Consider the following 17980-nt stretch of genomic DNA (forward strand, 5'->3'; position numbering starts at 1 on the left):
AAGCAGTGTCATATAGGAGAGACTGATGAGCATCGAAGGAAAAGCAAAAGAAGCAGCTGGCTACGTCAAGGAAGAGGCGTTCGAGCATGGCAAGTCCGCCGAAAGCCAGAAGAAGGCACAGGAAGGGCGCGATCTGCGCAATGAAGGACGCGTGGAAGATGGCAAAGCGCCCAAGACTTCTGAGCCAGGCACCGGCGCAAATTAATATTTGATTTCTGCCGAACGATACGCCGCCTTCCACAGGGCGGCGTTTTCGTATTCACTTACTTTAGCGGGATGTAACGGCAGGCAAATTTCGGTGGCCGCGCCGTTTCGGTGGCTACCAAGTGTATGTGAAGTTTTTCGCCAATGACCTCGTTGAGAGCGAACGCCTTCTCAGCCTCGTATAGATCGTCGCGATGGCCTTCCTTCCACGCAGGAATGGTAGCCATCGCGCGTGCCTTGGCCTGGGTCACATTCTCAGCGACAACGGACATGTTGCGATGTTGTTCGGCGAAGTCAGCCGGATCGTAACCACCCAGATTTACGAAAAACAGTCGTTCGCGCCCCTTATATGGCTCCGGCCGCAGCTGAACGTCGTAACTGTCCGCATGGTCGATCTCTGCCCAGCAGTCGATATGTAGCGTGCCGGGCGCGCCCCACCACTGACGGCGAAGCGCATCATGCGTCGCCTTCAAGGATGGTGCCACTATGAACCGTACATCATGAATTTCTATGTGGGCCGCAGGATGCTCACCTCCAATGTAGATCGCAAACAGCTTCATGCCGCGTCAGCCCGAACAGGCACAGCGATCATGCGCGCGAGGTCCTGGCCCACGATGCCGCCCATCTCATGCGAACTGGTAATCCCTTGTACAAATGGATGACCTCCCAGGATGAAGGGAAGGCTCAGACAATATAATCGGCGCGCACGCGGATCGGGCGATGCCTTGTGGAAAGCCTCATCCACCGAGATACCTTTGGTCGCGCCCTCGTCTGCATCTTGTGCGTCCATAACGATGCCTTATTCAAGAAGCGTAGGGAATGGTGCTGATTCCGACGAAGCCGCCCCTCGCTTCCGAGATGATCGCGCCCCTTAATTCCGGGATGATGTCGCCCCCGGAACGGGGCCTTGTCGGCAATGATTGTTGTTGTTTCGTTTGAAGCCTACGTCAAGCGGGCCGATTGCCATTTGAGCGCCGCATGCTGTCGCCATCGAGGTCAAGGCGATGTGCATTGTGAACCAGGCGGTCGAGGATCGCGTCGGCGTATGTGGGGTCCGCGATCACCTGATGCCAACTGGTCACGGGAAGCTGACTGGTCACGATGGTTGAGCGACGTCCATAGCGTTCTTCCAGGATTTCGAGCAGATCGTGGCGGGCGAGCGCGTCGAGTGGTTCAAGGCCCCAGTCGTCCAGGATCAGGAGTTGAACACTGCCGAGCTTGCGCAGGAACCGTTCGTGCCGACCATCGCCCCGCGCGAGGGCGAGGCTGGCGAACAGCTTGGGAACACGTTGATAGAGCACTGAGCGATCGTCTCGACAGGCCTTGTGCCCGAGCGCGCAGGCGAGCCAGCTTTTGCCGACGCCGGTGGGCCCGGTGATCACCAGATTGTCGTGCGCGCCGATCCAGTCTCCTGCGACCAGCTTTACCAGTAATGCGCGATCCAGCCCGCGAGCGCTTCGATAATCAATATCCTCCGGTGATGCCTGATGCCGCAACTTCGCGAACCGTAACCTGGCGGAGAGCTTGCGATCATGGCGGAAGCCCCATTCGCGATCGAGCAGGAGGGCCAGCCATTCAGGATGGGTCAGACTATCTGCTTCGATGTTGGCAGCAAGTTCGTCAAACGCCCTGGCCATGCCGACCAGCCCCATTGCGGTCAGCCGATCGAGAGTTGGATGTGCAAGCATCGTTATGTTCCTTTCAGTGGTAATAGCGTGGGCCTCGGATATTCGGATGATCGACCGGCGGGCTCTCAACCGGACGCGAGGACGGGATCTGGTCGAGATTGTTGTCGAGGATCGATCTTACCGAGCCGTAGGTACGCGCGCCGATATCCAGCGCGCGCGAACATGCAGCCTCCACACGCTCGCGTCCGAAGCTGCGCGCCATGCGCATGATACCCAGACAGGCCCGGAAGCCCTGTTCGGGATGACGGCGTTCGATCAGTATCTTTTCGCACAGCAATGCCGTGCACGGCCCGATGGCGGCAGCATCGCGCGCGATCCGCTCCACGGTCCAGTCGGCGAAGCGACGGTGAGACGAGGGCATATGCTCTGGGATCGTTGTGTGGCGACCATTGCCCGATCCGCGCATGTGTGCAGCGATCCTCTCCCCCTTGTGGAACAGCTCGATGGTCGCAGCAGTGATCCGTGCCTCTACGGCCTCCCGCGCGAAGCGGTATGGTACTGAGTAGTAATGCCGCTCGATCTCGACATGGTAATCGAGCCCTGCGCGCCTGCGCCGCCATTCGGCATAAACATAAGGCTGTGCTGGTAGCGGCTTCAACGCCGGGCGGTCGATCTCCTCGAAGAGCTGGCGTCGCGTTTGCGCGACACGGCGCAACACGCGCTGATCGTTGAGTTCCATCAAGAGTTCGGCGATTGCCGCGTTGAGCTCGGCCAAGCTAAAAAAGGTCCGACGCCGAAGGCGTCCGAACAGCCAGCGCTCGACGATCAGAACTGCCGCTTCGACCTTTGCCTTGTCGCGCGGTCGCCGTGGTCGCGTCGGCAGCACCGTGCTGTCGTAATGCGCAGCCATTTCGGCATAGCTGCGATTGACCTGCGGATCGTACAGGCATGCCTTGATGACCGCGACCTTGGCATTGTCCGGCACGAACAATGCGGGCGCACCACCGAACATCGTAAGCGCGCGCGTATGGGCCGCCAGCCAGTCCGGCAGCGTCTCGGTCCAGCTTCCTTCAGCGTATGTGAGGCTGGATGCACCGAGCACTGCCACGAAGATATGGGCATCACGGATTTCGCCAGTCAGCCGGTCGACCACGATTCCGATCTTGTCCCCGGCATAGTCAACGAACAGCTTCTCCCCAGGTGCATGGTTCTGCCGCATCGTAACTGGCAACTTCATGGCCCAGCTGCGATACAGATCGCAAAATCGGCTATATCGATAGCCGTCGGGATGCTCCGCGATATACTCGTCCCACAGCACCTGCAATGTTACATGCTTGCGCTTCAACTCGCGGTGGAGCTGCGCCCAGTCAGGCTCGCGACAACGGCGATGTCCCGTCTTCTTGCCTGCATCGCGATATAGCGATGCCTCGAGCGCTGCGTCGTTGAGTGCATCATCCAGCGGCCAGCTCAGGCCCGCATCCGCTGCCCGCTTCAGGGTCGCGCGCACTGTCGAGGGGACTACGCCCACCCGCAGTGATATCGCCTTGTAGCCCAGTTCCAGTTCGAACCGGTATCTCAATATCTCGCGGACACGCCGCATGCTCACCCTTTCCGCCGGCATCGCTCAACTCCTCGGACACATCCAAAAGAGCGACGATAACCCCGCCAGCGAACCCGGGCAGACCCACCCCGCAAGGGAGGCGACATCATCTCGGAATCAGGGGGCGACTATTTCTCGGAACAAGGGGGCGGCATCGTTTCGGAATGAGGGGGCGACTTGCCTCGGAATCAGCACCACCGATGTACTACAGGTCTATCGTATGAGGGGAGCGATCCAATGCTTAAGTCCCTACAGATCGGATACAAGCAGCGCGAGACGCGATATCCTGTACTGATTCCAGCCCGAATGCGCGCGGCACCCTCATGGACGGACGTGGTCATTCATAACCTGTCGGCCCATGGCGCGCTCATTGCATGCGACAACCCGCCAGACCGCGGTGCCTATGTTGACATCCGGCGGGGCCGACAAACCATTGTAGGACGGGTAGTTTGGAAAAAGGATCGATTCTTCGGCATTCGGGCACAGGGGACGATCGACATAGCTGCGATCACCAACGAACCCCGCCTGGCGCATCGTCCGGAGATAGTGAACAGTCCTGCCGCGTCGTTCGACCGCCGCGCCCAGAATCGAATAAACCAGGATGCTGACATCGCACGACAGTTGGAGAAAAGCCGTCTCTGGTCGTCGGCATTCCAGTCCGGCATTCTCATTGCCGCAGTGCTCTTTGCTGCCGGCTGCGCTGCCGCCGAGGTATATGACGCTCTGGCAACGCCTTTTTCGGCGTTGGAAAATCAACTATAGTCAACTGTGCCCAATATAAATGCGGCCGAATTAGGAACAGCAGGTTCGCCGCCGCTCCGGCAATCTGGAATTGTTGAACTTGGTGCTAAGAGCGGAACGTAATCGTACCACGTCGCATAATATTGATAGAGATTTCACCGAACAAATTGCTGCTGCTTCCAAACCTCAGACTATCACGTGTCGATCATTTCACTGATCTTGTTTGCCAATTCCGTCATCACGAAGGGCTTGGTGATGACGTCCATCCCCGGTTCGAGATGGCCGTTGCCTACTGCGGCATTTTCGGCAAATCCTGTGACGAAGAGTATCTTCAGAGCGGGCCGTTGCACTCTTGCGGCATCGGCGACCTGACGGCCATTCATCCCGCCCGGCAGCCCAACATCGGTTATCAAGAGGTCGATACGCACGTCGCTTTGAAGGATTTTAAGGCCTGACGGACCGTCTTCTGCTTCCAGAGCCTTATACCCTGCTTCTTCCAGCACATCGACGATAAGCATGCGGACAGTGGGTTCATCATCAATGACAAGGACGGTCTCTCCCGAACCTACCTCTTCGATCGCAACGTCACCGTGGACTGGTTCATGATCCAGAGACCCCGAATAGCGCGGCAGGTAGACGCACATCGTAGTACCATGGTCATCTTCCGAATAGACCCGCACCTGTCCCCCCGACTGACGCACAAAGCCGTGGATCATCGACAAGCCGAGGCCGGTGCCTTGCCCAATAGGCTTGGTCGTGAAAAAGGGATCGAAAATGCGATCGCGAATGTCAACAGGAATGCCTGTACCGGTATCAGTCACACACACCGACAAATACTGACCCGGCGGCAGGTCACGCTCGCGCGCCGCCCGATTATCCAGCCACTTGTTCGCTGTCTCGATTGTTAGTCGCCCGCCGTCCGGCATAGCGTCGCGGGCGTTGATCGCCAGATTGAGTAGTGCACTTTCCAACTGTGCCGCGTCGACCTTCGCCAGCCACAGGCCACCCGCACCAACCACTTCGACGGTAATTTGCGGACCAACGGTCCGTCGAATAAGGTCCTCCATGCCGAACACCAGCCGGTTGACGTCCGTTGGTTTGGGATCAAGCGTCTGGCGTCGCGAAAAAGCCAGTAGTCGCTGGGTCAGGGCCGCTGCACGTTGCGCCGAGGTTTGCGCCCCGGTAATAAACTTTTCGATACCATCAGTGCGGCCTTGTGCAAGCCTTCGCTCGATGACTTCGAGACCCCCGGAAATCCCGGCAAGAAGATTATTGAAGTCATGCGCGATGCCCCCGGTTAACTGCCCCACGGCTTCCATCTTCTGTGCCTGCCGCAACGCCTCTTCAGCCTGCACCCGCTCAGCGACGGCTTCTTGGATGCGGCGTTCCAAGGATTCGTTCAAATGTTTGAGTTCATCATAAAGCCGAGCATTATCAACCCCGATCGCCGCCTGCGCTGCTATCCCGACCATAAGCTCTTCATGATGCTTCTTGAACACACCGGGGCTGGAATGGCCAAAGAATAACCCCCCAATTACCTCACCCGATCGAGACTGGACGGGCACCGCAAGATAGCTGCGGACAGGCAAATGTCCTTTGGGCATGCCATGGTGCGGCTCATTCTTACCGTATCGCTCATCCGCTAGAATGTCGTCTGACCGAATGACCCCTTCACCCGTGAAGGTCGGCGCGAACACAGCGGTCGCGCGCGGCATACCAAAATTCTCGAAATGCGAACGTTCCGCACCCGAGAGCGTATAGAGTAGATATTTCTCGCTCCCCTCACCCAGGACGTTATAGAAGAACGCTCCGAACTGCGCGCCGGTCAGAGAGACGCCAGCGTCGGTGACCATCTGCACGATGCGCTGGAGATCGACCTCAGCTGCGAGCGCTTGCCCCGTCTGGTTGAGCATCGCGAGGGTCTCTCGCTGTTCCTGTTCCTCAGCGATCGGCCGTACCTCGATGATCGTTCCAATAGGAATGCCAGCGTCGTCGGCGATCGGGCTTGCGGTGAACGCAACCGGAAAAAAGCTACCATCTTTGTGAACAAATGTCTCGTGCCCTTGCATCTGCGCACGCTCAGGGAAGGCCTGATCGATCGGGCATTCCTCAAGGGGATATTGGCGTCCATCAGGATATTTATTGTGGATAACATCGTGCAGCGGCTGCCCTTGCAGTTCGCTGAAGCTGTAGCCAGTCAGCCGCTCTGCCGCCCGGTTTGCAAAGATGCAGTGCTGATGATCGTCCATTACAAAGATTGCCATCGTCGTATTGTTCACGATAGCTTCGAGCTGACGCGTCGGGTCCTCCAACAACGCCAAGATATCTGAACTCATTTACTGCCCCTCTGCAGCAGGACGTTCCCGCCGGACCCACACGCCAACATCGCGTCGCGACTAAACCGTTTGGTAGGCAAGTCGTTCCTTTGAATCGAATAGTAATTTTAGCGCCTCGGTTTTTCGCTTCATGGCATCGATGAGCGTTTAACCAGACTGAACCGCAGTGCCGATACATCCCTTAACTCAGAGTTTCCATGTGATGCGCGGAACCAACAGCCCATCCGTTTCAACCCGCTCTATCGCAGCAGCGGTTAGAGATACGAACGGCCCAGATACGGTCATTGACCGAACCGACGCAAAATTCTTACGATACGAATATGGCACCATGTCGGCAGCATTCTGCATTGCGATTGATCCCTGATCGGCTTAGCCTTCAAGTCGAATCAGGCCTGCCCGGTCGACGAAGTCTTTGGGCCTAAGCCTGGGGGATTTCCTTATGCAGTCAGAAACGGCGTCGACGACGATCGACGACCTGTTCGCTTTGGCCCGGCGCGAGCTGGATTGTCGCGACGCTTCCAGCGTAGGCGCGCTGCGCTATCGTTACAATGCGGTGGCGTTGTTCTTCCTCAACGAAGGATGGCGCCGGCTGCATGGGGGAGACGCGCTCGGTCCAATCTGCCACTGATAAAGACGCCTCACACCTGTCCGTTTGCGCTCCTTTACCGAAATTTGTCACGCCGGGCACGTTTTGTCTATTGTGCAATTCAACCAATATATTGATTGCTTAATACTTGCGAGCCAGGACAGATCCCAGAGACGCCTTTCGACGAGCCGCGCCGGCGTGGTCAGCCGCTTGGCGTCGCCTCGTTATACGAGCCGGTTCACGATTAGCATCCTCATCGCTTTGCTCGCCTCCCAGCAGAATGCTCCTACAATCCATCGTTAAGATCGAAGTTCTCACGGGCTTCTTTATCCAGGCTAGATAGCTACGACGTGCTGCGCTTTGCTATGCGCGCCCTGTTGGTCGCTTCCACCCATGAGGTGACACCGTGAAAGTGGTCCACACATATTCTCGCTTCAAGAGGCTGGTCACTGAACTGACCGAGGATAAAGCGGTGCTGCATGATGGATCGCTGCGCGACGAGTGTATGAATAACCACTGGTTCGATACGACCCCAGGCGCGGCATCTGATCGAAGCCTAGCGATAAGAACATAATGGCAGTCGTCCCACGCAGTCCTTGGCTATCTACCCCCGTCAGAATATGCTGCCGGGGCCATAACTTCGATGCCCCCGATGGGGGGCATCGACGCCCAAAACTAACTATAGACCCGGATCACCAGCACCAAGTGCTGAGGTGAGAAGAACCATCGAAGAAGCTACACATTCCACCCGGGGTTGCAGATCATCCTCATGACATCGTGGAGAGCCTCTCTGTCGCTCGTGAAGCGAGATTATTATTCTTCTCCATTGTCTTTTACGCCAACAACAGGAACATCAATTTCCTTTTTCTCTGTCCCGACCACAACCTCTTTACTATCGACATCAACCGCTGGGAGTTTTCCACCGTCAACCGAGACCTCAGGCAAATCGCCGTTCTTTACGTCTGCAGACCAAAATCCGGTGGCAAAGAGAAGGCCGACGATCACCACCGCCGCCAATGCCACCCACACCCAAACACTTGTGCCTGACTTTGATGGCGCTACGCGCTCATCACGATATGGATCAGCCATTATTTCCTCCTCAGATTAGAACGGATATGAAACATTCCACAAATGTCTTTGTTCCAGAAGATGGATGGCACCCGGAAACGTTGAGTTGATGCAGCTCAGGATCGGCAGTTGGCCATCCGCGCTCCCACCCCTTTTCTAATCTACGTTGCAATCGGCCACCACTTGTCCTCGGATAGCCCAAATAAAATAAAGCCCCGCTTGCAGGGAGCAGCGAGGTCTGGACGGGAGCCGCCGAATCTAGCGGGAGCCAATATTGATTGCATTCTACACAATATTAGCCGGCGGTCGATTTTATGGTTCCAAGGAAATTTAGGTAGGGCCGCAGATTGCATTTCGATCCCGCCGCTTTATCCGCCTGACGCAGCCGGCGCGATACTGAATGCACCTTCAGGCCAGCGCGTCTACCCCGATCGACCGCATCGCCTCCACCGCCTTGAACGACAACAGCCGGTCGCCGAGTAGCTGCATGCCCCGCCGCCTCGTTTCGCGGTGCCGACTAATCTCTACCGTCAACTGGCGGGTTTCGAGGTCCCTTCTCCTCTCGTCCGACTTCCAACAGGCATTCTGTCGCGAAATCAGTTCTGATTGAAGGGTCGTCCACCCCAACACAATGCTGAAATGTCGCCATGCCGAACGCCGTTGTCAACCAGCGCAGCATTGCAGTCGTGCCGGCGGTCGCTTGACCGTGCCATAAAGCAATGAGGTGCAAATTTTCATGATTCACTCGATTTGCGGGCGTGAACCAAACGCTACGCTTGTGAGTTTGCACAGCACTACGCGGGTCACGACGAATGTTAGCGTTCCGTGCAGTTGAAGCCTAAGTCTGATGGAGAGAGAAAAGATGAGCGACAATAATCGCAGCGGCCTCGGCCATGATGATCCCAACCGTGGTCCGCTTGACCGAGCCGCAAATGCCCTTGACGGCCATGACGATCCCAATCGCGGCCCGCTGGATCGGGCGGCCAATGCCATTTCGGGGGGAAGCGGTGGCGTCAATGCCGCAATCGGAGGATCTCCATCGTCTACATCTGGTACCAACGACGCGACCGTGGTGTCAGCAGTTTTCGACACGCAGGAAGAAGCTGAGCGAGCCGTTTCGGAATTGCGGAACGCAGGCGTAAGCGACAGCGCGCTTTCCGTCATTGCTCAAAAGCGGGGCACGTTGACAACCCGCGATGTCGATGGCGAAATTACCGACGAAGAACATACCAACGTTCTTCGCGGTATCTTGGGCGGCGGGGCTCTTGGTGCAGGCTTAGGTGTGCTAGCCCTGGCAATCCCGGGAGTTGGGCCATTGGCGGCGCTTGGTGCTATCGCGGCCTCAGCCGTCCCGGAGGCACTCGCCATTGGTGCAGTTGCCGGCGCCGTCGTCGGCACGTTCAACGAGGTGCTGCTGAAGCACGGGGTTAGCGAAGAAGATGCCGCATATTACGGCGATCAGATGAAGAGCGGTGGCGTACTCGTCACTGTCACCGGGCAAGGCTCGGCAGGCGAGCGTGCCCGCGACATTTTGTATCGCAATGGCGGTCATTCCTCGTCGCGCGCTAAAGCCGCGGCTATCTAGGCTCGCCAAAGCAGCGTAGCTGCAAACCCAAATACCTCCCCCGACGACAGCGTCGGGGGAGGTATATATTATTCTTCCTTGGCGCCGATGTTGACAGTCGTTTCGGCAAGCCGTGTCATATATTCATCGCCACCGTATATTTCCTTGGTCGCTGCTTTCAGCTGTTTCTGATCGTCTTTTAGCCCCAGCGTGCCTGCGAATGAGGCAGCGGTCCCAAAGCCCGCGATGCCATAGTGCGTCATTCGCTGATACTGGGTGATGATCACAGCATCGAGTGCTGGTCCCTTATCTGGGCCTTCTTCCAGGACATGCTTGGTCGCTTCCGCCACCAGGCCCTCCATGCCTTTGCAATGCTCCTTCGATACTTTCTCGCCTGCGTTGGCGATCAGCTGCTTGACGATATCGGTATGGCTGGCGATGCCTTCCTGTGATTTCGTGAGCATCTGCTGCAGCTTTTCATCTGACGCCTGCTTGCCGATCTTTTTCAGCACGCGCAGCATCTGATCATTTGCAGACCACAAGTCCTTGAGCTCGTCGATGTACAGGTCTTTGAGGTCTTCCGGTTTAGACATGATCCAGCTCCATCCTTATGTTGAACAGACGCACAGCGGATGGCGCGAAGAAGGGTTCCGACCGCCAGGCGAATGATTAGGGTGGCCTCGTCAGCCCCGCCAGATGGCCAAGACTTAAACTTTCAGATCAGTGCGCTCCGCGTGCGGAGAACGCGTGAACGATAACGGTTTCCAGTTCGGCGGACTGGATCGGCTTGCGCAACAAGGACGCACCTTGAACGGCCGCCTCCACGCGCGGCCGAGCCTGCGCAATGCTGTAGCCAGTGATGAAAATCACCGGAGCCGAACAAGCAGACACGATGGTTGCGGCGGCGGCCACGCCGTCCATGCCAGGCCCAAGGTGAATGTCGGATATAATCAGGCCCGGCGCACGAACCAACGCAGCGGCGACGGCGTCCTCACCGCTGGCAGCCAGACTAATTGCACTGAAGCCTAAATCCTCAAGCAAACTCTCAACCATCCACGCGATCATCGCATCATCCTCAATCACAAGGATATGCGCATCGAGCGGTACGCCTGGCATTCGATAGGCGTCACGCGCGTTGTCAATGGGCGGCGGATTATGGCCGCTTGCGAAATTATATCCGGCAGCAGTTTCTAATTGATCCATCATCACCCACCTGTCGTCTGGGGGGTGAACGAAAACCTAAAGGCCAGCCCGTCGGGCCGCCAGTGCGCTTCTGATGTACCTTTAAGTTCGTGCGCTACGGTTCGCTCTATCATCTTTGTGCCAAAGCCCTTTCGTTGCGGCTGCTCCAACAACGCCAGCCCCGTTTCCAACCACTCGATCGATAACCTCTTGTGGTCTACTGTCCAGCTTAAGGAAATATGGCCGTTCGGGACAGACAGGGCACCGTATTTCAGGGCATTGGTCATGAGCTCATGCAAGATCATACTGACACTGAGCACGTGCTTGGGCTCCAGAAGGATGTTTGGACCAATCGCTATCGCGCGAGGAGGGTCGGCAGTTGCCATCGTGCCCAGCAAATCGTCGACCAGTGTCTGCAGCGATGCGCGCTCCCAGGTCGCTGCTGTCAGAATTTCATGCGCCTTCCCCAGCGCCATCAGTCGTCCGGAAAAGGCAGGCTCAAAGTCGGCTAGCGAACCACTGGATTTTGCAGTCATGTGCGCAATCCCTGCCACGACGCCCAACAAATTTTTAACGCGATGATTAAGCTCCCCGATCATCAGATCCTGTCGTAGAGCCGCCTCATGTCGCTCGCTAATGTCGCGCAGAAACCCGAGGAAAACGGGTTCGCCGAACTGGCTCTTCTGTGTAATCGACAGCTCGACGGGTAGTTCGCGGCCATCGCGATGCAGGGCGTGAATTTCGATATGCTGGTTCAGGACCGGCCCTTCTCCTGTTGCGAGAAAATGCGCCAGACCTTTTTCATGGTCAGCCCGAAACCGCTCGGGAATGATCAGGTCGCTCATCCGTCTGCCGCTGGCATCGCGGAATGACCAGCCAAAGGTTCTCTCCGCTACGTCGTTCCATCCAGCTATCGTGCCATCGGTACGCATTACTACGACAGCGTCCAGCGCGGTTCTCAAGACGGAGCCAAGGCTTTCGCTTCGAAGATCATGCAACTGGCTCATGCCGCGTGCGTACCTGCTGGGGAAATACCCGTCCAACATTATCCGTCGAGACTGCACCCGCCTTACTTCTCCGCAACCTGAAAAAAACGTGTAATATTCCCCTCAGGGCAAGCGAAAGACGTCAGCGGTAATGGACCTTGCATCGACATCGACGCGCTGCGGAGATGGACTATCGTAAATGACCATGAGACCCATTGCGCCGTCCTCCAGCTTCCACAGGGCCAGCCCCTCAGGATGATCCGACCCGCGACCGAACGGGAGTTCCAGAAGGCGCTCCGGGCGATGAAGGTGCACCTTGGATGGATCATGGGGCGGGTCGTTCACCCATCCTGGCCAGCGATAGATAGCGCAGGGACCGCTGAGCCCGGTCGTTGGTCCTGCCAGGATTAGTAGGTCATCGCCTATGCGCTTAAGATCCCGCACGCCCAAGCCCTCTAACGCGACGAGCCTGCGCACGGGATCGCCCTCAAGCCCCAGTACACCCTGACCTGAAACACCGACTTCCAATTCGAGGATGACGCCATGCCCCCCTATGACTGGCCCGCGCATGCCTAGAGCAACACGTGTACCAACCACCGCGATGCCTTCGATATCGACCCCGCCCTCCTTTGCGGGAATTTTTGTAAATGGTGCGATCAGCGGGTCCCGGACAAGTGCAGCGGCCAGGGCGTTGCCGTCGCGGCCCTGCGGAAGAACGCCCGCCCGTCTGTGCCCATCGATACGAACGGGATGATGGGTCCCTAAATGCTCGACAAGCGGAATGCGCCCGAGAAGGCAGCGCGCGCGCGTATCCTTCAAGTCGGCAAGCAGCCGCAAATCGATCCGCTCGTCTTTGGCATTTTCCACCTTTGGGCGGGCGCGCGCATGGCTGCCCAGAACCCACAGCCATCCATCGTCCGCACTTAAACCCTCTAAATCTACTTCTTGGTCCGGATCGGCTAAGGGCAGTAAATCGCCCAGACTGAACTGCGCGTGCTCGCTCCAATCGCCCGCGGCCGATCGGCTCAAGCGATCGATATCGGCATGTTCATCTGCGCCAAGAAAAAGGCTATTGCCGACCCGCGTGCCCGCAGAAAAGTTTCGAAGCGCTTTCTTCTTCTTGCCTTTGCCAAATTGAAGGACAATCCGCTCGATAGGCACAGCCGGTGCGCTCCAACCGCTCGACCAAATGTCATTCATCGTACAATCCTTGGGCATAGATATTCCGGCCGCTCTCAGTCCGTCGCATCGACAGGAAAATGCATTGCACCCAGGGCGCTACTTGGAAAAATTTGGCTTCGTGACCTTAATTCGGCGATATTTGGCCTCGATCAGGCTGAACAGACCAAAGAGTCCCAAGCCAAACGCGACCACCCCTAAAATAACTGCGCCATAATCTTGCGCCCGCAATTGCTTCAGCGCCTCTCCCAGACCACCCGCCCGGTCCGCATCGTGATTGAGCGCGGCCGTAATCACGAACCAGCTAATCAGGGCGAATATCAAGGCGCGGGCAGCATATCCTAAGCGTCCGATCCAGCGCACATAGTCGGGCGCAGGAACATCCCCGTCTAGCTCGTCGAATCGCCCCTTGTACGCCTTCAGTGCCTGCGCGGCCGCAACAACAAAAAGTAGCATCCCAACAAAGACCAGGAGGAACGTGCCGCCTGGCTGTTCGAGCAACCAGGCCGACCAGCTTTCCGCACTCCGATCGCCCGGACTGCCTTCCTGCGCGGACGACTGTTTGAGCGCGAGCCGTGCCGCCGCAGTAGCAAGCACGAGGTGGGTAAGCCCGCTTAAGGCATACGCCACGCGTTCCAACTTGCCCTTACCATCGCGGCTGCGCTTCTCGGGGTCCATAATTGCCTCGGTTAACCGCCAAACGGCATAGCCAGCGAACCCCAGCGCGCAAATCCCGAGCAATATGTGTCCTAGCGGGGCGTTGGCTAATGCACCCAATGCACCCTGGTTGTCCATGGGTTGGCCGCCGTTTACCGCAACGTCCAGCGCGAACCAGCCAATCAGCATATATACCAAGCCGCGCGCCGCAAAGCCGATACGCGCAAATAAGGTCATCCGTTCATTGTAATTCATGCCGCCCTCCAGAAGGTGGGAAATGCGCGGTTGTTGTGTCCGTTCCCTCCAACCGTAACTGTCGCCGCCAAATCACCTGCTTCAAGTGGTCGCCATTTGTGCTACGTCGCTGCTGACCGTTCGGGTTCCGTTCACGAGCAAAACCGACTTATTGCCGCTTCCGCTCGCTCTCGCTGGGCATATCCAGCTGCACACCGCTGTCTTGGTCAGCCACCAAATCCAGCCGGCTGGCCGCACCCGCTGCCCTATTGGCCGCGCGCTGGCCCGGCACCGGCACAGCTGCCGGGCCTGGCCCCGATGGTCGGCCCATCCCTTGCGATGGAAGCGCCACATAAGCCGTGCGGATTGCCCCAATCCACGCATCCGCCACTGCCAATGCCAGACGGTTGAAACGCCGGAAACCATGAGCTTGAGGTTACCCCATGTCCGTGCACGGGATCAAAATCGTGCTGCTTTGCAACTCCGTCGCCGAGGTATCCCGAGGTGCAGCTCGACGCGCAGTGGTGAGCATCATGCGAGATCGAGCGGGCGTCGCATAGAGGCACCAAGGGCGGCGGCGAGGATCTACAGGCTATGCTCGAGCGCAAGAACCTGTGTGTTGAGATCGAGTAGAAATGTTCCCAGTCGCCAAGCCTTTGTGCACCAATGGCCTTTTGTCTTCTCCCGCAGGGGCCCGGTCGCGCACCGCCAGATCGGCATGCTTCTTACTCACCTCCTCTTCTCCAAGGAACCGCATGGGATTCAGAGCGTCTTTGCTCTATGGATGGCGCGCTCACCCTCTTTCTCGTGATTTTTGGATGCAGTGACGATATGTCGCGATGTCAGCGCATCGAAACGCCGCCAACAACCTTCGCATCTGCTTCAATCTGTAATTCCCAAGAAGCTGCGGCCCTAGCGACCAAGGAAGCCATATCGGCAGATTACCCAACCATCATTGCCAGATGCGTCAATGGTAAACAGCTGGGAGCCTGGGGCCTGAAGACGATCGATATGAGCAATCTTTTGCGCTAAGTGGGCGGTCGCCGCCCAAGGAGTTGCAGGGCTTGGATTCTGAACCACGCCTGTAAATGATAGCGAGACGCCGCTGACCGGCGACTCCATCCAACCCTAAAGCCTCGCGCTTTCGTTCTTACCGGCGGCTCCGCTCCGGAATATACTGTTCCGCGCGGCAGTAGCATGGCTTCCTTGGCGGAACGCTGCGGACAAAAAAAGGGCCGATCCGCAGATCAGCCCGATAAGTTTTAGGAGAGGATGCCTGAAAGGCACGCTCCTTTTGTCCGGCCCGCAGGCATGCGGCAAATGCTAAGGACGGCGTTGCGATTGCGTTATGGACAATCGCTCAATTGGACGCGCCTCGAAGGTGTTGTTTTAATATGTTGTGCCAAGTCCAAGTGGAGATAGGCCGGATCGAACCCGCACAACTTCCTAATCTTCTGAAGACCAACAAATGCCACACGGCCCGAGCGAAACGAAAACAGATTGTCGTCCCTAAACTGCTTCATCACGCGGTTTACGTGCACCGACGTAAGGCCCACAGCGTCGGCGATTACCTCTTGGGTCAGGGGGCAATCGAAACCGGCCTCATCAGCTAATCCTAAGATGCTCAACCGTTCATGCAATTCGCATATTAGCCATGCGACGCGATTATAGGCGTTCCGCCGACCGACATTGGCAAGCCAGGCTCGGAGCAATCTCTGCTCTAAAAGCGACCCAGACAAAATAGACTGCATTTGATCAAAAGGCTGCGCTAACCCTAATGGTCCTTCAATCGATATGGGCTTCACGAGCGACGGGGTTAACGTACAGACGCTGTAGTCGATCAGCGTACCATGCATCGGGGTGCTCTCGCACACGTCGCCCGGCAAGAGGAACGCGTTGATCTGGCGCTTGCCATCTTTCATTATGTTGTAGCGACATGCCCAGCCCATATGCATCACGTGAACACAATTGAGTGGGGCGCCTTCTTTAATAATGGTGGCGTTTGCCTCCAAAAATAAGGCGCCCGGCAATGCGTCATTAGGAGGGCAGTGATTCTTTCGAGCATGCAGATGCCCAAGATCACCAGTGGGGGTAGCCTGTAGATGCATAACACCTCACAATATTTGTTACGCCCGCAAACGTCCGCTCCCTGAAATGGTTTCCTGCTCACAGGCCATATCCATTTGATAGCGACAACGCCGGCCTACGGCTCTGCAACCGGCTCAACCAATCCACCTCGGCGCGGTCCAGCTCCTCGAAACTGTTGCCCTCCGCCACGCCATCCTGCTACCGCTTCCGCAGTTTTTCTGGTGTCTTGCTGGCACGAAACCGGGTTCGGATTTGGTCGACTGGGCCAAGCTGCCAATCAGTCGTGCTGCTTGTCTGGTTCCGCAACTACGCACTGAAGCCTCGCCTAGTTTGTTAGCGTCCATGAGGCCCCCCGATTGCTCGAACCATCACCAGCCAAGATCATTCGGCAGTGATCGGCTGGAAGATGGGAACTGCTTTTCAGTGTCCGACGTGAACTTACGTGCAGGTTGCCCATTGCAATGCGTTCGGTCTTTAAACGCGCATTATGGAAGACGCAGTCACACTTTTGCTCGTCGAGGATGAGCCACTGTTGCAGAATATTATGGTGGCTGGGCTGGAAGACGCTGGATTTCGCGTCGTCACCGCTGCCGATGGGGCAACCGCAGCGAAATCCTTTCATGCTAACGCGGATGAAATCGCCGCGTTGATAACCGACGTGCGTCTGGGCGCAGGTCTGGACGGCTGGGAGGTTGCGCGGCGTGCACGACAAATGAGGCCAGAATTGCCAGTTGTGTACATGACCGGCGATAGTGCCGCAGACTGGGCGGCCAAGGGAGTGCCCAAGAGCGTTTTGCTTCAGAAGCCGTTTGCGATCCAACAGGCCGTTATTGCCGTTGCGACCCTGTTGAATGAGGCTAGCAGCACGATCACTCATAACAGCTAAACGACCGGAGAATTGGGCTCGGCATAGCTGATCGCGACCAGTAATAGAGGCCCCGCCAGCATGTTCTGGCGAAGCGTCTGGACAGTTTGGGCAGGCACCTGCGCCGGAAAGGGACCTTGAGCGCATTGTTCAGATGGTCACGGACGCCGGTGTGTCCCTGACAGGCGCGCAATTTGGAGCCTTCTTCTACATTATGATAGGGCAAGAAGGGGAGAAGTATCTTCTTTACAGGCTATCGGGCGCAGGGCGGTCGCAGTTTGAAAATCGGCATGCCCCGCGCAACTCAAGTGTTTGTACCCACCTTCGAGGGTGAGTGCGTAATCCGGTCGGACGATATTCTCGTCGATCCGCGCTATGGGAAGAACCATCCCCACCATGGCATGCCAAAAAGGCATTTGCAGGTACGAAGCTATCTCGCCGTGCCGGTCCAGTCTCGCTCCGGCAATGTGATCGGGGGGCTTTTCTTCGGGCATTCGAGTCCTGCGAAGTTCCAACAGAACCACGAAGAGTTGATAGTAGGAATTGCGGCCCATTGCTGCTATCGCGGTCGATAATGCCCGCTTATATGTCGGGCTTCGACGCCTGAACGATCCGCTGGAGCGTCGCGTCGAAGAGGCCATCGCAGAGCGGATTGAAACCGAAGAGGCAGGCGCAGAAAATGGAAGCCATTGGGCAACTGACTGGCGGCATCGCGCATGACTTCAATAACCTGGCCGACCTTGCAAACAAGATTACAGAAATGATCGATCACCGAATCTCATGATCAGGCGTTTTCATTTGAGAATATGATGCCGGATTCGGGATTTCGCTGATCACAATGCTATTATCGGCATTGGCGTTTATCAGCGCTGTATCCTCATCAGCAAGGCCCGAAGCCGTGTCACCGGTTTCTATGCCACGTAGAAATCCACTGACATACGCTAAGAAGCCGAGGGTCAAAGCAAGCGCAGAGATAATCAAGATGAACCGAGGCAATTGCAACCAACTGGGCACACTAGTTACGCGGTTATCAGACATTCCAGCCTCCTGAACCTCGCCTTT

General features: G+C 57.1%; 20 protein-coding genes and 1 pseudogene. 7 read left to right on the forward strand and 14 right to left on the reverse strand.

Going from position 1 to position 17980, the window contains the following annotated elements; all coding sequences use genetic code 11:
• The first annotated feature begins 25 nt into the window (after positions 1-25).
• Positions 26-205 (forward strand): hypothetical protein, encoded by a 180-nt coding sequence (locus tag BSY17_RS00900; protein ID WP_069063962.1) that lies wholly within the window; start codon positions 26-28, stop codon positions 203-205.
• 58 nt (positions 206-263) lie between these two features.
• Here BSY17_RS00900 and BSY17_RS00905 read toward each other — a convergent pair whose 3' ends face one another.
• The 4 genes from BSY17_RS00905 to istA all read right to left on the reverse strand — a co-directional run bounded on the left by BSY17_RS00905 (position 264) and on the right by istA (position 3432).
• The gene (locus BSY17_RS00905; protein ID WP_069063963.1) at positions 264-764 is read right to left on the reverse strand and encodes a DUF1543 domain-containing protein; all 501 of its coding nucleotides are present in this window, start codon (positions 762-764) and stop codon (positions 264-266) included.
• Positions 761-994, reverse strand: coding sequence for a hypothetical protein (locus tag BSY17_RS00910; protein WP_069063964.1), 234 nt, complete (start codon positions 992-994; stop codon positions 761-763). The genes BSY17_RS00905 and BSY17_RS00910 overlap by 4 nt, the downstream gene beginning before the upstream one ends.
• 157 nt (positions 995-1151) lie before the next feature.
• The gene (gene istB, locus BSY17_RS00915) at positions 1152-1892 is read right to left on the reverse strand and encodes an IS21-like element helper ATPase IstB (RefSeq protein ID WP_069063965.1); all 741 of its coding nucleotides are present in this window, start codon (positions 1890-1892) and stop codon (positions 1152-1154) included.
• A 13-nt stretch (positions 1893-1905) separates the two neighbouring features.
• Positions 1906-3432 carry an IS21 family transposase gene (gene istA / locus BSY17_RS00920; RefSeq protein ID WP_083216953.1) on the reverse strand — a complete coding sequence of 509 codons (1527 nt, stop codon included), beginning with the start codon at positions 3430-3432 and terminating at the stop codon, positions 1906-1908.
• 237 nt (positions 3433-3669) lie between these two features.
• On the opposite strand from istA, the gene BSY17_RS00925 reads away from it, so the two are divergent.
• Positions 3670-4194: a PilZ domain-containing protein gene (locus BSY17_RS00925; protein ID WP_069063967.1), complete on the forward strand. Its 525-nt coding sequence runs from the start codon at positions 3670-3672 to the stop codon at positions 4192-4194.
• A 173-nt stretch (positions 4195-4367) separates the two neighbouring features.
• Here BSY17_RS00925 and BSY17_RS00930 read toward each other — a convergent pair whose 3' ends face one another.
• Complete coding sequence (locus BSY17_RS00930; protein WP_069063968.1) at positions 4368-6509, reverse strand: ATP-binding protein; 2142 nt, start codon at positions 6507-6509, stop codon at positions 4368-4370.
• A gap of 439 nt (positions 6510-6948) precedes the next feature.
• Between BSY17_RS00930 and BSY17_RS00935 the strand changes: the two genes are divergently transcribed.
• Positions 6949-7137 (forward strand): hypothetical protein, encoded by a 189-nt coding sequence (locus tag BSY17_RS00935; RefSeq protein ID WP_069063969.1) that lies wholly within the window; start codon positions 6949-6951, stop codon positions 7135-7137.
• A 771-nt stretch (positions 7138-7908) separates the two neighbouring features.
• Here BSY17_RS00935 and BSY17_RS00940 read toward each other — a convergent pair.
• Together BSY17_RS00940 and BSY17_RS22025 are read right to left on the reverse strand one after the other, a co-directional pair.
• Positions 7909-8184 carry a hypothetical protein gene (locus BSY17_RS00940; protein WP_069063970.1) on the reverse strand — a complete coding sequence of 92 codons (276 nt, stop codon included), beginning with the start codon at positions 8182-8184 and terminating at the stop codon, positions 7909-7911.
• A gap of 387 nt (positions 8185-8571) precedes the next feature.
• On the reverse strand, positions 8572-8697 hold the full coding sequence (locus BSY17_RS22025) for a hypothetical protein (protein ID WP_257785012.1): 126 nt from the start codon (positions 8695-8697) through the stop codon (positions 8572-8574).
• Positions 8698-9025: 328 nt separating this feature from the next.
• On the opposite strand from BSY17_RS22025, the gene BSY17_RS00950 reads away from it, so the two are divergent.
• Entirely contained in the window at positions 9026-9748 is a 723-nt protein-coding gene (locus BSY17_RS00950) for a hypothetical protein (protein ID WP_069063972.1), read from the forward strand.
• Positions 9749-9816: 68 nt separating this feature from the next.
• Here the strand turns inward: BSY17_RS00950 and BSY17_RS00955 are convergent, their stop codons facing one another.
• From BSY17_RS00955 to BSY17_RS00975, 5 genes are all read right to left on the reverse strand, one after another.
• A complete protein-coding gene (locus BSY17_RS00955; protein WP_069063973.1) occupies positions 9817-10320 on the reverse strand; it encodes a YciE/YciF ferroxidase family protein in 504 nt (167 codons plus the stop codon).
• A gap of 127 nt (positions 10321-10447) precedes the next feature.
• Positions 10448-10933, reverse strand: coding sequence for a response regulator (locus tag BSY17_RS00960; RefSeq protein ID WP_083216954.1), 486 nt, complete (start codon positions 10931-10933; stop codon positions 10448-10450).
• Complete coding sequence (locus BSY17_RS00965; RefSeq protein WP_069063975.1) at positions 10933-11955, reverse strand: sensor histidine kinase; 1023 nt, start codon at positions 11953-11955, stop codon at positions 10933-10935. The genes BSY17_RS00960 and BSY17_RS00965 overlap by 1 nt, the downstream gene beginning before the upstream one ends.
• A 63-nt stretch (positions 11956-12018) precedes the next feature.
• Entirely contained in the window at positions 12019-13095 is a 1077-nt protein-coding gene (locus BSY17_RS00970) for a DUF3616 domain-containing protein (RefSeq protein ID WP_171899157.1), read from the reverse strand.
• 78 nt (positions 13096-13173) lie between these two features.
• The gene (locus tag BSY17_RS00975) at positions 13174-13986 is read right to left on the reverse strand and encodes a DUF1206 domain-containing protein (protein WP_069063976.1); all 813 of its coding nucleotides are present in this window, start codon (positions 13984-13986) and stop codon (positions 13174-13176) included.
• A gap of 759 nt (positions 13987-14745) precedes the next feature.
• Here BSY17_RS00975 and BSY17_RS00980 point away from each other — a divergent pair.
• A complete protein-coding gene (locus BSY17_RS00980) occupies positions 14746-14997 on the forward strand; it encodes a hypothetical protein (RefSeq protein WP_069063977.1) in 252 nt (83 codons plus the stop codon).
• Positions 14998-15311: 314 nt separating this feature from the next.
• On the opposite strand, the gene BSY17_RS00985 is transcribed toward BSY17_RS00980, so the two are convergent.
• The gene (locus BSY17_RS00985) at positions 15312-16073 is read right to left on the reverse strand and encodes a Crp/Fnr family transcriptional regulator (RefSeq protein WP_083216956.1); all 762 of its coding nucleotides are present in this window, start codon (positions 16071-16073) and stop codon (positions 15312-15314) included.
• A gap of 467 nt (positions 16074-16540) precedes the next feature.
• Here BSY17_RS00985 and BSY17_RS00990 point away from each other — a divergent pair, with 467 nt between their 5' ends.
• Positions 16541-16939, forward strand: coding sequence for a response regulator (locus BSY17_RS00990; protein ID WP_069063979.1), 399 nt, complete (start codon positions 16541-16543; stop codon positions 16937-16939).
• 88 nt (positions 16940-17027) lie between these two features.
• Positions 17028-17651, forward strand: a pseudogene (locus tag BSY17_RS20710) (GAF domain-containing protein); the annotation flags it as partial.
• Between the two features lie 35 nt (positions 17652-17686).
• Here BSY17_RS20710 and BSY17_RS21090 read toward each other — a convergent pair.
• A complete protein-coding gene (locus tag BSY17_RS21090) occupies positions 17687-17956 on the reverse strand; it encodes a hypothetical protein (RefSeq protein ID WP_150125677.1) in 270 nt (89 codons plus the stop codon).
• Positions 17957-17980: the final 24 nt, after the last annotated feature.

It is taken from the genome of Sphingobium sp. RAC03, from assembly GCF_001713415.1.
Classification (GTDB): Bacteria; Pseudomonadota; Alphaproteobacteria; order Sphingomonadales; family Sphingomonadaceae; genus Sphingobium.